Raw genomic sequence first — 14,204 nt, forward strand, 5'->3', positions numbered from 1 at the left:
AAACGCAAACGCGGTGAGGGCGGCATCCACATCGCACCCGATTTCGGGAATGGCGTTAGGATGGTCGGTCCTTGGGATGCTGCAGAAAGCTGACTTGATCAATACGGTAACGAACGTGCGCGTGCAGTGCTTGCGTCTGCTGCTGATGGGATGTCTGTCGTGGGGCGCCAATGCAATTGCGGCATCCGGCGAACCGGTGCTGGAGGTGGTCAGCTTCGGCGTCGCCGATGGCAGTGCCGGGGGCGCGGCCGCGGTTGCCACGCCGCAGGATTTCGTCTACGACGGCGCGCGTGAAACCGCGTCCGGCGGCCAGTCCATGAGCGGTCCGCTGACGGTGGCGCTCAACGACACCTGGCAAACCATCCTGTCGCGCTTTCATGTGCCGACCACTGCGTGGACCGACAGCCTGACCGGCACCGAGGCGCGCGACTGGCCATCGCGACCGGTGCGCGGCAGCAAGGTCTGGGTCGCGTTGAGCACGAATGGCACGCCACTGGCGGTCTACTACTCGCTGTCGGCGCGGCAAATGGTGGTGGCGCGCTATGTCGAGGGCGAATTGCGGGTCCGTGAAGCCACCTACAACGGTGGCGTGCCCGCGCCGGCTGCGAGCAGCGGTGCGTTGTATGTCGCTGCCGATACGATCGGTTTGCCGGAGGCCATTGTCGACCAGATGGTGACGCTCTTTTCGGGCGAACTGGATTTCCACCGCGATCTGGCGCACGGCGTGGCTGGCACGGTGCTGTTCGAAATGTTTATCGAGCAGGGTCAGATCAGTCGGCCCGGACGTATCCTGGCGGCACGCCTGGTGACACCGCAGCGCACACACACGGCGTACCTGTTCGGTGATGCGGCGGACACCGCCGGGTCGCAGTATTTTGCGGCGGATGGCAAGCCGCTGCAGCACGCATTCCTGCAATCGCCGATTCTTTTTTCACGTATGACATCGGGCTATTCGGTGGCGCGCTTTCATCCGATCCTGCAACTCTGGCGCGCCCACACCGGTATTGATTTTGCTGCCCCTGCGGGTACGCCGGTGCGCATCACGGCGGATGGCGTGGTCGAGTTTGTCGGCGTGCGCGGTGGTTATGGCAATCTGGTGACGGTGCGTCATTCGGATGGTCTGTCGACGTATTACGGCCATTTGCAAGGATTCAGCAGAGGCCTGAAAGCGGGGATGCCGGTGCGTCAGGGCGATCTGCTGGGAACGGTCGGGATGACCGGACTGGCCACCGGCCCGCATTTGCACTACGAATTACGCCGTACCGGCAAGCCCTTCGATCCGGCGCAACTGAAGCCGCCATCGAGCCCGTTGCCAGCGAACCAGCTGGAACGCTTCGATCATCTGGTGCAGTGGTACGAAAAGCGCTTGTCGGCCTCGACCCGGTCGCATTTCGTACGGCAGTAGTTCGTCGGTACAGCCGGACACGGTACGGTTACGATTCGCTGTGCTCGGTCGGCTGGCGATAGACCCGGTACTGGTTCTTTCCTTCCGATTTGGCCCGGTACATGGCGGTGTCGGCGTTCATCAGCAGCGCCTCAGGCTTGGTGCCGTCGCGCGGAAACAGGCTGATGCCGACCGAAGTGCCGACTGTCTTGACACCACGGCTCAGTTCAAATGGTTTGTTGAAGGCCTCGACGATACGTACCGCAACGCGGGTGGCATCGGCTTCGCACATGATGGATTCCAGAATGGTCGTAAATTCATCACCGCCAAGCCGAACCACGTGGTCTCCGGGACGCAGTACCGATTGCAGTCGCTTGGCCGCCTGTTGCAGCAATTCGTCACCTGCGGCATGCCCGAGCGTGTCATTGACGTTTTTGAAGCCATCGAGATCGACGAACAGCATCGCGACCATCGTCCCTGCCTGGGCATTGCGTTCGAGTGCGTCGGGAAGGTAGCCCGTCAGCCAATGCCTGCTTGGCAACGCGGTGAGGGTGTCTTCGTTCGCCACGCGTGCCAATTCTGCCTGATAGTTTTTTGCGACTGAAATGTCCCGCAGCGTCATCGCCAGACCCGAGCCGGAACGAACCAGGCGGCGATGCATCCAGGTCCCGCGTAGCGGGCTTTCGTCGCCGACCTCGAATTCATCTTCATGAAAACCGGACAGCATCGCCTTGCGAAAAATATCCAGAATGATTTTTTTCTGAATGCCGTTGTAGTAGTCCGAAAAAGCAGCACCGATCAATTCGTCGCGCTTCGCGCCGATCAGCAAGGCGCCGCGTTCATTGCAGTCTTCGATCAGGAAATCGACGGTGTTCTGGTGACTGTCAGTCAGCGCCCGCAGCATGTAGAAGCCTTCGTTGCCGCCCTCGGTCGCCATCCGGTAGGTGCGCTTGATGTCCTCTGCCTGATACTGGCGCATCGACAGCCGGATCGACATGAGCATGCCAACCAGCGAGAGCAGCGCCAGGAATAGCGTGATGCCGGTGGCGCCTTGCCGGTAGGTCTCCCAGCTTTCGGCATGCGAGGCAAGCAAGCGTGTTTCGGATATGCCAACCAGCGTGACAAAGGGATAGTCGGCGAGCGACTGCCAGGCGACGTAACGCACTTCGCCATCGGCAAAGGTACTGGCATCGTCAATTTTGGCGACGCCACGCTGGGCCGGTACCATCTGCGGAATCTTGCGAATGGCCGGGCTGTTGGCCGGATATACAATATTGCCGATGCGGGAACTGCGCACGATCCCGTCTTTTCCCATGAAGGCCAGAAAATCTACCTCTCCCGATCCCGTGCGATCAAAGAATGTACTGAAATACGCCGGATCGGCCCAGACCACCACCACACCATTGAATCGTCCATTGGCATCACGCAGGCGCCGGGTCAGGTGAATCGCGGGCTTGCCAGAGAGTGCGCTGGTCACCGGCTGGCTGATGTAAGCCTGATCGGTATCTGCCGTGCGATGCACCTTGAAAAAATCCATTTCAGCGACGTGGGCTCCGATTGCTTCGCTGCGCGTGGCGCTGATGACGTTGCTGTCACTGTCGATGACGGCAGCATGCAGCAAGCCATGGCTCTGGATCAGGCTGTCGTCAGACAGCAGGCCGCTCTGTCTGTTGTGGTTGGGCTGTTCCCAGTCGAAGCGCAGATGTGACGCTACCTGGTCGGCCTGTTTGAACGAGCGCGTCAGGTGCTGGGCATAGGAGGTTGCAATGTAGGACGCATCCTTGCGGGCGCTGCTGTCCAGGAAAGTCCGATCGGTACGAATGATGCCGAGTATCAGCATCCAGACTACTGCGGCGAGCAGCATGCACGCTATCGGCCAGGCCATAATGGTCATCCAGCTGTACTGGAAAATGGCACGACCAGATGGCGGTGCGATGCGGAAACGGCGGAAGTCTTTGGAGGTCATCGGCTCGGTGTTTTCAAAAATCATCGTTGAAAAACATGAACATAAAAACAATCATTGATAAAAATCATAGCATTTGCAACCAACTATAATAATTTTAATTTGTTTCTTTGTTGCAATCGTGCGGTTTTAATTGCTGTTTTTCCCAGCAGCTTTTACGGGGTATTCAATTCGGGTAAAGTGCCCACGGGGAAAAACTGATGTGACCTGCTTCTGTTTAATCACCCGCTTATCCTTCCGCTTAACTGCAGTCAAAGACTCGCTACATGCACACGACAATTTTCGATACGCCAGTCATTCACACTTTGCTGTACTGGCTTTCACGCAGCGCTCTGCGCCTGCTGGGCTGGCGCGTCGAAGGCGTTGCTCCGACCGAATCCAGATATGTATTGATCGCAGCACCGCACACCAGCAATTGGGATTTTCCGGTGACACTGATGGTGTGTTCGGTTCTGGGTCTGAAGGTCTACTGGATGGGCAAAGCCAGTCTGTTTAACTGGCCGTTTGGTGGCGTGATGCGCTGGCTTGGCGGTATTGCGGTCGACCGTAGCAAATCAAGCAATCTGGTACAAAGCACGGTAGCTGCCTTCGAACGCAGCCAGCGACTGGCCGTGATCATTCCGCCGGAGGGAACGCGCGACAAGGTGATGCACTGGAAAACCGGGTTTTATTACATTGCTGTCGGTGCGAAGGTGCCGGTGGCGCTGGCGTTCCTTGATTTCCGGCGCAAGGTCGGCGGCATAGGAAAAATGCTGCATCCGAGCGGGGATATCGAGGTGGACATGCAGGAAATCAAACAGTTTTATGCCGGTATCACCGGCAAGAACCCGCACCAGTTTTAGCGGTCGGCGATTCTGCAACGACCATTCGTGCCAGTAACAGGATCAATCAGGACGGGCTGCGCTTGACGAAAAACAGTGCCGCACCGACTGCGATCAGGACTCCGCCAAAGAAGCGATTTTGCTTCTTCATTGCGCCGGCGTTACGGAAATAGCGTTGCATCGACGATGCGGCGAATGCGTAGCTATGCATCACGATCAGGTCGATGGTGCACATCGTCACAGCCAGAATCAGTAACTGTGGCAGCAGATCGGCATCCCGCGTGATGAATTGCGGCAGTACCGCGACCATGAAAATAATCCCTTTCGGGTTGGTTGCGTTGGTCAGGAATCCGGTCATCACGCGCCGCTGCCAGCTTGGTACTTCGGTGACCGCGATTGACTCACGCTGCGATGAATTCGTCTCGACTTTGGCGCGCCATTGACTGATACCGAGATAGATCAGATACAACGCGCCGATGATTTTGACGGCATTGAAGGCAACTTCCGATGCCAGCAACAGGGACCCCACACCGGCACCGGCGATTGTCAGGATCATCAGCAGGCCCACCTGCAATCCAAGGATGGTCGCGCTGGTGCGCTTGAATCCATATGACAAGCCGTGCGCCATCGAGAGTACGGCACCGGAGCCCGGCGAAATTGCAATAATGGCAGCGGCAAGGACGAAGGTGAGCCAGGTAGCTAAGGTCATGAGTGCTGCATTCAGTAATCAACAAACTGGTGGAAAGGCATCCTGAAGATGCCTTTAGGCGGGGCGCAGCCTGGCAACGCAAATTACCAGGGCATGCGACCGATTGATACGGCATTCGGCAATGCTATTTGCCCCAGCTGTCTTTTAGCGTCGTGATGCGATTGAACACCAGGTTGCCGGCACACGAGTCAATCCGGTCAGCGACAAAGTAGCCGTGTCTCTCGAACTGATACTTGTCATCGGGCTGCGCCACCGCAAGTCCTGGCTCGACCCAGGCATGGACGACTTCCTTTGCGTTCGGATTCAGCGCCAGCATGAAGTCCTTGCCGCCAGCGTCCGGTTGCGGATCGGTGAACAGGCGCTCGTACAAACGGACTTCCGCCTGCAGCGCATGGGCGGCACTCACCCAATGTATATTGCCCTTGACCTTATAATTTGCCGAGCCTTCGGTGCCTGACTTGCTATCCGCAAAATACGTGCAGTGAACCGCAATGACGTTGCCATCGGCATCTTTGTCGCAACTGGTGCATTCGACCACGAAGCCGTAGCGCAGTCGCACTTTATTGCCTGGAAACAGCCGGAAATATCCTTTGGTTGGCGTCTCCATGAAGTCTTCCTGTTCGATCCACAGCGCATTCGACATCGGAAAGCTGCGGTTGCCGCGTTCCGGGAAATGCGGATGTACTGGCGCCTGACACGCGATCACTTCGCCGGCCGACAAATTATCAATAATCAGTTTCAGCGGGCGTAGTACAGCGGTTGCGCGCGGTGCGGTTGGATCGAGGTCCTCGCGCAGACAGCCATCGAGGGTGCCAATGTCGATCCAGCTATCGGATTTGGTCACGCCGGTGCGCTCGCAAAACAACTGGAGCGATTCCGGTGTGAATCCGCGCCGGCGCATGCCGACGATGGTCGGCATGCGCGGATCATCCCAGCCATCGACGATGTGATCTTCGACCAGCTGGCGCAGCTTGCGCTTACTGGTGATGACATAGGTGAGGTTGAGACGGGCGAACTCATATTGACGAGGTAGGGGTTGGGTGAAAAAACCACCTTCGGCCAGTCGTGCCAGCACCCAGTCGTAGAACGGACGGTGGTCCTGGAATTCCAGCGTACAAATAGAGTGCGTGATGTTTTCCAGAGCATCCGAAATCGGGTGCGTGTAGTCATACATCGGATAAATGCACCACGCATCGCCGGTGCGGTGATGATGCGCATGGCGAATCCGGTACAGCGCCGGATCGCGCAGGTTCATATTACTTGATGCCATATCGATGCGCGCCCGCAGGATGTGCTGGCCATCGACGAATTCCCCGGCACGCATGCGGCGGAACAGGTCCAGCGATTCGGCTGCAGCGCGTGTGCGGAACGGCGAATCCTTGCCAGGTTCGTTAAAGTTGCCCCGGTTGCTGGCCATGTCTTCCGCTGACTGGCTGTCGATGTAGGCATGGCCGGCGTTGATCAGATACTCGGCCATCTGGTAAAGCTGTTCAAAATAGTCGCTGGCGTAATACAGATGCTCTTTGCCATTGGCAGTCCAGTTGAACCCAAGCCATGTTACCGAATCAAGAATGGTATCGACATATTCCTGCTCTTCCCGGGTCGGGTTGGTGTCGTCGAAGCGCAGATGGGCGCGTCCCTCGAAATCCCGTGCCAGGCCAAAATTCAGGCAGATCGACTTTGCATGACCGATGTGCAAATAGCCATTCGGCTCCGGCGGGAAACGGGTGATAACTTGCGGCAATGGCTGACCATCAGCGTCGAGGCGGCCGGCATAGGTCTGCCTGGCTAGATCATTGTCGATGATGCTGCGCAAAAAGTTTGAGGTCGGCGCTGGATCAGCCGCTGCACTGCTGTTGTGATCATTGCTCATGAGTAGGCGGTCGCTAGCTTGTGGAGTGGAGTCGTCGCATTTTACCGTAGCCATTCGGGCTGACCGCTACAGCTTGGATAGGCGCGTTCGAATTATCGTTGTTGTCGCGCGCTGGGAGTCGTGGGCTCTTATTGGTCCTACTGGCGAACACACGCTGCATCCATCACGGGCGCCGTGCATTGACGGCGACAGTTGTCGTCCGACGCGGAGCCGTTTTTGCATCAGGATGGCGTGGCTGATCACTGGAAGTAATCACGTTACAGATGAAGTGTTGTTCAATTGAGACAGTTACGCAACATTCAACAGAAGTTTGCCGGGTCGGTTAATTTTGTTGTGATGTCTGCAATATGAGACGGATTGTTGACGAATTTGTTCGTCCAAAAAATTTTCATTGAAAATCAAAAAATATCCATAAATTCCTTTATCTTCTCTTAAAATGAATTGAAAAATTGTTATTTATCAATTCATTTGGTGTGGAGTGATCTCGATATTTTCATTCGTGACTGCTATTTTTGGTTATTTTTCGCGGCCAGATTGCTCTTGAATTAACAGCTGGATGGCGTAGTCATGTTCAGGAAATCGCGTTGTGGTGGTTGGTTTCAAACGACGTCCCCTCAATCCGATACATCCATTTGGTAAGTAAATATGTAGAATTCGGTTTGTGATTTGGCTGGTGACGGGAATGACCGGAGAGATAGAAGGCCGGCATAGTAAAAAACAAGATCAAGGTTTCAGGTCAAACTGGAAACATTGCAGAATCGCTCCCAACGCGTGTAGTTCAAAGTCAAATGGTCTCACTCTAAAACAACATTAATGATGCTGTGTAGTGTGAAAAAGGGGCCGAACGTTTTCAGGCAGTAAAAATTTAGCTGTAGATCTCGCGGATATTGGTAATTCCCAAGTTGATCCCCAGTAACTGCAAAGTAAAAATCTTAATAACCTCTAGGAATATTTCATGAAAAAATCGCTTCTTGCCTTAGCCGTCTTCGGTGCATTTGCTGGTGTTGCTTCAGCTCAATCGTCAGTTACCGCCTACGGTATCGTTGACATGGGTATCACCCGCGAACTGGGCGGCGTTGGTGGTGGTGTTACCAAACTTGCCAACGGCGTTCAATCAGGCAGCCGTTTGGGTTTCAAGGGTACGGAAGATTTGGGCGGCGGTTTGAAAGCTATGTTCCAACTGGAAACAGGTATCGCTGCTGATACCGGCGGCTTCAGCCAAGGTGGTCTGGCATTCGGTCGTCAGAGCTGGGTCGGTCTGAACGGTGGTTTCGGTACAGTGTCGTTGGGTCGTCAATACAACCCACTGTTTTCCGCTCTGGACGAAGTTGATCCATTCGGTACAGGCTTGGCTGGTTCGTCAACCAACCTGTTCATCACTGGCGCAACCCGCGTCAACAATTCGCTCAAGTACGTTGCTCCAGAAATGGGCGGCATCACTGCTGAAGCCATCTACGGTTTCGGCGAAGTCGCTGGCAACACAGCAGCAAGCCGTACCATGGGTGGTTCGGTCGGTTACTCCAACGGCCCGATCATTGGCAAGCTGGTTTATGAGCGCGTTACTAACGCAACAGACACCAACACCACCAAGCTCACACAAGGTACCTTCTCGTACAACTTTAATGTTGCTACGCTGGCCCTGGGCTACGGTAAAACCAAAGACGACGCAACTGTCAACGCTGATAGCATGCTGGTTGGTGTGACGGTTCCATTCGGCGCCAGCGCTGTGATGGCTTCGTACATCCGTCGCAATGACAAGTCGTCGTTGAACCAGGATGCCAAGCAATATGCTGTCGGTTACACCTACGCGTTGTCGAAGCGTACCAACCTGTACTCGTCGTATGCACGCATCAACAATGAAAACGGCGCGTTTTACACCGTCGGCGATGCAACATCGGCTGGTTCAGGCGACAAAGCTCTGAACGTCGGTATCCGCCACAAGTTTTAATTGACTGCGGGCTGCGGCCTGCGTCGATCATGACTTTAGCAATGAAAAAAGCACCTTCGGGTGCTTTTTTTATGGATTAAATTTCTCTAAAGTAACTGCCTCTTTAACCGTTATCGACACATCTCCCTATTTTTTTCACAGGTCTTTCATGCGTAATATTTTGGTCTTGCTGAGTTGCCTGGTGTGGAGTTGCCATGTCTTTGCGTCGGAAGCTGCGCAACCGGCAGCCAAACCGGTTACGACCGAGCCGACCGCCAAAGCCGGTAGTGTCGCTGCAGCAATCAAGGAGGCCGGTCAGCCGGTCAAATCCACGCCGTCGTTGCTCAGAGAGCCCGTCTTGGCGGGTGCCGAGGCAGCTCGTGCGCGAGAGGCCGCCCAGCGTGAGGAGGAGTTGGGTGTGCGTCTGAAAGCCAGCCTGGCCCGGCTGGAAAGAGCCAATAACGCAGCGCGCCAGGCCCAGCCTAAACGGCCGGTGCAGGCGCGCGTACAAAAGACAGTTGTGGAGCCATCCGTAGCGGCTAAAGACATCGCTACTAAAAATTGGGATTACGAAGGCGAGGGCGGTCCGCTGCGCTGGGGCAGGATCAATCCCGCGTGGGCCAAATGTGAAAGCGGCAATCGCCAGTCACCGATCGATATTCGGGACGGTATCCGCGTCGATCTGGAGCCGATTGGCATCGACTACAAACCGGCACGCTTCAGCGTGCTAGATACCGGTCACACCGTGCAAGTCAACCTCGGTGCGGGAAACACCATGACCGTCTCGGGTCGCATGTATGAACTGGTGGAATTTCATTTTCACCGGCCATCGGAAGAGCGCATCAATGGCAAGGGCTTTCCGATGGTGGTGCATCTCGTGCACAAGGATGTCGATGGCAAACTGGCGATCGTCGCAGTCATGATCAACGACGGTGCTGCCAGCGACCTGGTGCAAATGGTCTGGAATAATTTGCCGCTTGAAAAAAATGAGGCGACGTCACCCATCGCACTCATCGACATGAACCAGCTGCTGCCGGTACGCCGGGAGTACTACACCTACATGGGGTCGTTGAGTACACCACCCTGCAACGAAGGTGTCCTGTGGCTGGTCATGAAAGAGCCGATTCAGATGTCGTCTCAACAGATCGCGATTTTCGCCCGCTTGTATCCGATGAATGCGCGTCCGATCCAGATTGGTGGGGGACGGTTGATCAAGGAGTCGAACTGATTTTTCTGTAAGTTCTGATAAGGCAGGCAGACCAAGTGCAGCGCTATTCCGGCGCTGCACAGGGGACCGGCATGAACCTTCCTGTTTTTCGCGAGATATTCCTTGTCCTTGTTCTGCTCGGGACATTTTCATCGGCCTTCGCACAGGTGTGCAGCAGAAAAAGTCCTGCTCACACTGTTGCACTGCTTGAACTCTACACATCGGAAGGCTGCAGCAGTTGTCCTCCGGCGGATCGTTACCTGAGTTCTCTTGCGGCCGGGGCGATCGATGATGTCGTCGTGCCGTTGTCATTGCATGTCGATTACTGGAATCACATCGGCTGGGAGGACCCGTTTTCGAGGCCGCTCTTCACGCAGCGTCAACGCTGGTTGTCAGATCTTGCAGCATCGCGGACGGTGTACACGCCCGAAGTATTCGTCGGGGGACGCGAGCTTCGTAACTGGCGCGGCGAGACGGCCGCGATGCTGCGGCGGATCAATGCACAACCCGCGCGTGCTTCCATCGAGATCACTCTGGGTAGCGTTGCCGGGCACCACGTGCCGGTTGCGGTCAAGGCGAATTCGCCTCTTCCGGCAAACTTGAGTCTGTACGTTGCGCTGTACGAAAACAAGTTATCGAGCGATGTCAGCCGTGGCGAAAACAGCGGCGTTCGCTTGCACCATGATCGCGTCGTGCGCGAATGGATCGGACCGGTTGCGCTCACGCGCGGCTCAGCCGCTGTAACAAAGGTGCTTGACTTGCCCTTGTCCAGTCGGCCTGACCAGATGGGCGTGGCTGCGTTTGTTCAGTCGGATCAGGGCGAGGTGTTGCAGGCGTTGGCATTGCCGGCATGCTCGTGAGCATTCGCGATTGCGTTATCCGTTGAAACGGGCCCGGATCGCTTCGAGCCGGTTCCGGTTGGCGTCGAAATCCTTGCGTCCCAGGCGCGACGCGGAGCGCATCTGGATCACACCCGCGGGCTCGTCCAACACGAACTCGACATCGTCGACAAACTTCAGCAGGCGTGTCTGGAATTCGGCATACAAATACGTCGGTTCCGAGGTGACGACGGTGACGCCATCCATGTTGCGGACGATGCCGGTCAGTTTGACTAGCGCCGCTTTGCCATCGCCGTTGTAGCTGATCGGCGCGATGACGTGATAGTCGGTGTGCGGTTGCAGTCTGGCATGGCTGGAGACCACATTCCATGACTCTTGGACTGGAGGCTTCAGCAAGCCATCATGCAATCCCAGATCGGTCGGTCTGTGGCCCTTCAGCAGACCGGCCTGCCCTGCGAGCAGCAGTCCGGCCGGTATCGCCAGAAATAACACAAGTGCGAGAATTCCCAATATTTTTGCCATGGTCTGAGCATCGTTGAAATGTGAGGACTGTGGACATTACCATGACACCGACATCGGGTTCGGTGTGTGCGTCCAAAGAACGATCGACGCAACGTTGTTGGGATCGACTTACAGAATATCTCTGCCACGTAGTGCCGCGATCTGTGACTCCGAATACCCCAGCAGCGACTTGAGTACGGTGTCAGTGTGCTGCCCCAGCAGCGGCGGCGCAGTTGCATAGTCGGGTGGCGTCTCCGACATTCGCATCGGGCTGCCGATCAGTTTCGTGGTCGCCCCGCTGGGATGCGGCAGGTCAACCCGCAGGCCGCGTGCGATCACCTGCGGATTCTCGAATACTTCCTGCAGGTTATTGATCGGACCGCACGGCACACCGGCCTGTTCCAGTCGATCTATCCATGCCTGTTTCGATTTTCCGGAGACCATGACTGCGAGCAGCGGAATCAGTACATCCCGATGCTGCACCCGCATCGGATTGGTGGCAAAGCGCGCATCGTCAGCCAGTTCTGCACAGCCACCGGCAACGACAAAGTTGCGGAACTGGCGGTCATTGCCGACCGCAATGATGATGTGCCCATCGGCGGTGGCGAAGGTCTGGTAGGGCACGATGTTCGGATGCGCATTACCCCAGCGCTCGGGTGCCTTGTCGCTGGCAAGGTAGTTGGTGCCCATGTTGGCCATCATCGCCACCTGCACATCGAGCAATGCCATGTCGATGTGCTGACCCTCGCCGGTACGATCACGATGACTCAATGCCGCCAGTACCGCGACGGTGGCGTACATGCCGGTCATCAGGTCGGTGATGGCAATGCCTGCCTTTTGCGGACCGCCCCCTGGCAAGGCATCGCGCTCACCGGTGATCGACATGAAGCCGCCCATGCCCTGCACGATGAAGTCATAACCAGCACGTTGCGCATACGGACCGGTCTGACCGAAGCCAGTGATCGAGCAATAGACCAGGTCTGGCTTGATCAATTTCAAGGCCGCGTAATCAAGGCCGTATTTCTGTAGCTGGCCAACCTTGTAGTTTTCCAGTACGACGTCGGAGTGGGCGACCAATTCACGGATAATTGCCTGTCCCTCGCTGGTGGCGATGTCAACGGTAACAGACCGCTTGCCGCGATTGGCGGCCAGATAATAGGCCGCCTCGGACGTATCGTTACCGTCGGTGTCACGCAAGTAGGGCGGCCCCCAGGCGCGGGTGTCGTCGCCTGTGCCGGGGCGTTCGATCTTGATCACATCTGCGCCCAGATCGGCAAAATTCTGCGCACACCATGGACCTGCCAGTACGCGTGTCAGGTCCAGGATGCGCAGATGTCCGAGTGCAGACTTGGTCGGGCTGGATGGCATGGAAAGCGACGCCTCAAAAAATGGTTGTTGGTTGATCGGACGTTTTACACTGCAGGGCATTCGGAAAGTAGACCACTCAGGAGGCAATGCATGGCATTAAACTGGCCCTTCCCGCGCATCGTCGCCCATCGCGGTGGCGGCCTGCTGGCGCCCGAAAACACGCTGGCTGCTCTGCGCTGCGGACTGGCGCACGGTTTTCATGCGGTCGAGTTTGACGTGATGTTAGCGCATGACGGGGTGCCAGTCCTGATGCATGACGAACAGCTCGGCCGTACGGTCGCCGGATCCGCTGCGGTCCCGACATTGACTTCGGCAGAGTTGATGGTGATGGATGCCGGCAGCTGGTTCGGTCCCGCATTTGTTGGGGAGCCAGTGCCTACTTACCGGCAGGCATTCGAGTTTTGCCGTCAGCATGACATCTGGATGAATGTCGAAATCAAGCCAGCCGCTGGCTTCGAGCAGATTACCGGAAGCGTTGTTGCGGCACTGACACAGGAGTGGCTCGGGCGTGACCAGAGACCGCCGCTGTTTTCGTCATTTTCGTTCGATGCATTAATGGCGGCAAAAGACGTCGCGCCAGCTATTCCACGCGGGTTGCTGGTCAACAAAATTCCGCCGGACTGGGAGGCGCGCCTGCAGGCACTGACTGCAGTGGCGCTGCATACCGACCATAAAACGCTGACTGTCAAACAAGCGCAGGCGATCAAGTCGGCAGGTTATGGGCTGTTTTGTTTCACAGTCAATGACGCCGTGCGAGCACATGACCTCTTTCGCTGGGGAGTTGACGGATTTTGCACCGATCGTATTGATATGATTGGCGTACTTTTTAACTGAAAGTTTCTTACAATCCGTAACGCTGGTTACCTTCAGTTGGGCCAGTTCAGAGTGGACATCCTGTTTAATCAGTCAGGGAAAAATACTTTATTCCCATAACCTCAAAGGATTGATCATGAAAACCCTGTACGTGATTCCGACGTTGTTGATGAGTATTCTGTCAGTCAGCGCTTATGCTCAAAATGTCACACCTGAAGCAACCCCCGCCACCAGTGTGCAGCGTGACATTAATCAGCAGACCCGCATCGAAAACGGTTTGAAGAGCGGACAGCTCACCACCAGAGAAGCCGCTGTACTGGAGCGAAAAGAATCACGTATCGACCGTGCTCAGGCCAATGTCCTGAAAGACGGTACGATCACAACGCAAGAAAAGGCACGCATCCAACGCATGCAGAACAACGTCAGTCGTGACATCCGCGCAGAAAAGCACGACGCACAAATCGGCAACTCCGCTTCGGCATCCAGTCAACGCATGCAGCAGGATGTGCAGCGCAACATCAATCAGGAACAGCGTGTCCTGAACGGCCTCAAGGATGGGTCATTGACCAATCGCGAGGCGGCCCACCTTGAGCGCGGGCAGGCAGCAGACGCGCGCAAGCAAGCGCGGGCCGGGTCCGACGGTCATGTCAGCGCCACCGAACATGCGCGGATTCAGCGCTCTGAAAATCGCCAATCGCAAAAGATTCATCATCAGCGTCATGGTGAGCAGGTCAAAAGCTGATTTGGAGCCGGCCGTTGGCAGGACAGCACGGTGATGATGCAAACAATCTGCCCGCTT

The 14,204-nt window shown here is 56.2% G+C and carries 12 protein-coding genes; 7 read left to right on the plus strand and 5 right to left on the minus strand.

All coding sequences use genetic code 11. The annotated features are described in order from the left end of the window. Positions 1 to 76: 76 nt before the first annotated feature. On the plus strand, positions 77 to 1,405 hold the full coding sequence (locus ABD720_RS16115) for a M23 family metallopeptidase (RefSeq protein WP_344764781.1): 1,329 nt from the start codon (positions 77 to 79) through the stop codon (positions 1,403 to 1,405). A 28-nt stretch (positions 1,406 to 1,433) separates the two neighbouring features. Here the strand turns inward: ABD720_RS16115 and ABD720_RS16120 are convergent, their stop codons facing one another. Beyond that, the gene (locus ABD720_RS16120; RefSeq protein WP_344764784.1) at positions 1,434 to 3,350 is read right to left on the minus strand and encodes a diguanylate cyclase domain-containing protein; all 1,917 of its coding nucleotides are present in this window, start codon (positions 3,348 to 3,350) and stop codon (positions 1,434 to 1,436) included. Between the two features lie 263 nt (positions 3,351 to 3,613). Here ABD720_RS16120 and ABD720_RS16125 point away from each other — a divergent pair, with 263 nt between their 5' ends. Next, positions 3,614 to 4,189: a lysophospholipid acyltransferase family protein gene (locus tag ABD720_RS16125; RefSeq protein WP_344764786.1), complete on the plus strand. Its 576-nt coding sequence runs from the start codon at positions 3,614 to 3,616 to the stop codon at positions 4,187 to 4,189. A 46-nt stretch (positions 4,190 to 4,235) separates the two neighbouring features. Here the strand turns inward: ABD720_RS16125 and ABD720_RS16130 are convergent, their stop codons facing one another. Together ABD720_RS16130 and ABD720_RS16135 are read right to left on the minus strand one after the other, a co-directional pair. Further along, on the minus strand, positions 4,236 to 4,877 hold the full coding sequence (locus ABD720_RS16130) for a LysE family translocator (RefSeq protein WP_344764788.1): 642 nt from the start codon (positions 4,875 to 4,877) through the stop codon (positions 4,236 to 4,238). 124 nt (positions 4,878 to 5,001) lie between these two features. Further along, entirely contained in the window at positions 5,002 to 6,750 is a 1,749-nt protein-coding gene (locus ABD720_RS16135) for a glutamine--tRNA ligase/YqeY domain fusion protein (protein ID WP_344764790.1), read from the minus strand. Positions 6,751 to 7,705: 955 nt separating this feature from the next. Here ABD720_RS16135 and ABD720_RS16140 point away from each other — a divergent pair. From ABD720_RS16140 to ABD720_RS16150, 3 genes are all read left to right on the plus strand, one after another. Beyond that, entirely contained in the window at positions 7,706 to 8,698 is a 993-nt protein-coding gene (locus ABD720_RS16140) for a porin (protein WP_344764792.1), read from the plus strand. A gap of 148 nt (positions 8,699 to 8,846) precedes the next feature. Further along, entirely contained in the window at positions 8,847 to 9,905 is a 1,059-nt protein-coding gene (locus tag ABD720_RS16145) for a carbonic anhydrase (RefSeq protein ID WP_344764793.1), read from the plus strand. Positions 9,906 to 9,976: 71 nt separating this feature from the next. After that, on the plus strand, positions 9,977 to 10,744 hold the full coding sequence (locus tag ABD720_RS16150) for a DUF1223 domain-containing protein (protein WP_344764794.1): 768 nt from the start codon (positions 9,977 to 9,979) through the stop codon (positions 10,742 to 10,744). 15 nt (positions 10,745 to 10,759) lie between these two features. Here ABD720_RS16150 and ABD720_RS16155 read toward each other — a convergent pair whose 3' ends face one another. Next, entirely contained in the window at positions 10,760 to 11,245 is a 486-nt protein-coding gene (locus ABD720_RS16155) for a DUF1499 domain-containing protein (RefSeq protein ID WP_344764796.1), read from the minus strand. Between the two features lie 108 nt (positions 11,246 to 11,353). Beyond that, positions 11,354 to 12,592, minus strand: a complete 1,239-nt coding sequence (locus tag ABD720_RS16160; protein WP_344764798.1) for a CaiB/BaiF CoA transferase family protein — start codon at positions 12,590 to 12,592, stop codon at positions 11,354 to 11,356. Positions 12,593 to 12,682: 90 nt separating this feature from the next. Between ABD720_RS16160 and ugpQ the strand changes: the two genes are divergently transcribed. Both ugpQ and ABD720_RS16170 read left to right on the plus strand, forming a co-directional pair. Next, positions 12,683 to 13,426 (plus strand): glycerophosphodiester phosphodiesterase, encoded by a 744-nt coding sequence (gene ugpQ, locus ABD720_RS16165; RefSeq protein WP_344764800.1) that lies wholly within the window; start codon positions 12,683 to 12,685, stop codon positions 13,424 to 13,426. Then, on the plus strand, positions 13,407 to 14,147 hold the full coding sequence (locus tag ABD720_RS16170) for a hypothetical protein (protein WP_344764802.1): 741 nt from the start codon (positions 13,407 to 13,409) through the stop codon (positions 14,145 to 14,147). Before ugpQ ends, ABD720_RS16170 begins: the two co-directional genes overlap by 20 nt. Positions 14,148 to 14,204: the final 57 nt, after the last annotated feature.

Origin of the sequence: Actimicrobium antarcticum (genome assembly GCF_039536745.1) — a bacterium.
Classification (GTDB): Bacteria; Pseudomonadota; Gammaproteobacteria; order Burkholderiales; family Burkholderiaceae_D; genus Actimicrobium; species Actimicrobium antarcticum.

What these genes read in the sequence shown, in the direction of transcription:
- ABD720_RS16115 (WP_344764781.1), top strand. Translation starts at nt 77, where the DNA reads ATGCTGCAGAAAGCTGACTTGATCAATACGGTAACGAACGTGCGCGTG.
- ABD720_RS16120 (WP_344764784.1), bottom strand. Translation starts at nt 3,350, where the DNA reads ATGACCTCCAAAGACTTCCGCCGTTTCCGCATCGCACCGCCATCTGGT.
- ABD720_RS16125 (WP_344764786.1), top strand. Translation starts at nt 3,614, where the DNA reads ATGCACACGACAATTTTCGATACGCCAGTCATTCACACTTTGCTGTAC.
- ABD720_RS16130 (WP_344764788.1), bottom strand. Translation starts at nt 4,877, where the DNA reads ATGACCTTAGCTACCTGGCTCACCTTCGTCCTTGCCGCTGCCATTATT.
- ABD720_RS16135 (WP_344764790.1), bottom strand. Translation starts at nt 6,750, where the DNA reads ATGAGCAATGATCACAACAGCAGTGCAGCGGCTGATCCAGCGCCGACC.
- ABD720_RS16140 (WP_344764792.1), top strand. Translation starts at nt 7,706, where the DNA reads ATGAAAAAATCGCTTCTTGCCTTAGCCGTCTTCGGTGCATTTGCTGGT.
- ABD720_RS16145 (WP_344764793.1), top strand. Translation starts at nt 8,847, where the DNA reads ATGCGTAATATTTTGGTCTTGCTGAGTTGCCTGGTGTGGAGTTGCCAT.
- ABD720_RS16150 (WP_344764794.1), top strand. Translation starts at nt 9,977, where the DNA reads ATGAACCTTCCTGTTTTTCGCGAGATATTCCTTGTCCTTGTTCTGCTC.
- ABD720_RS16155 (WP_344764796.1), bottom strand. Translation starts at nt 11,245, where the DNA reads ATGGCAAAAATATTGGGAATTCTCGCACTTGTGTTATTTCTGGCGATA.
- ABD720_RS16160 (WP_344764798.1), bottom strand. Translation starts at nt 12,592, where the DNA reads ATGCCATCCAGCCCGACCAAGTCTGCACTCGGACATCTGCGCATCCTG.
- ugpQ (WP_344764800.1), top strand. Translation starts at nt 12,683, where the DNA reads ATGGCATTAAACTGGCCCTTCCCGCGCATCGTCGCCCATCGCGGTGGC.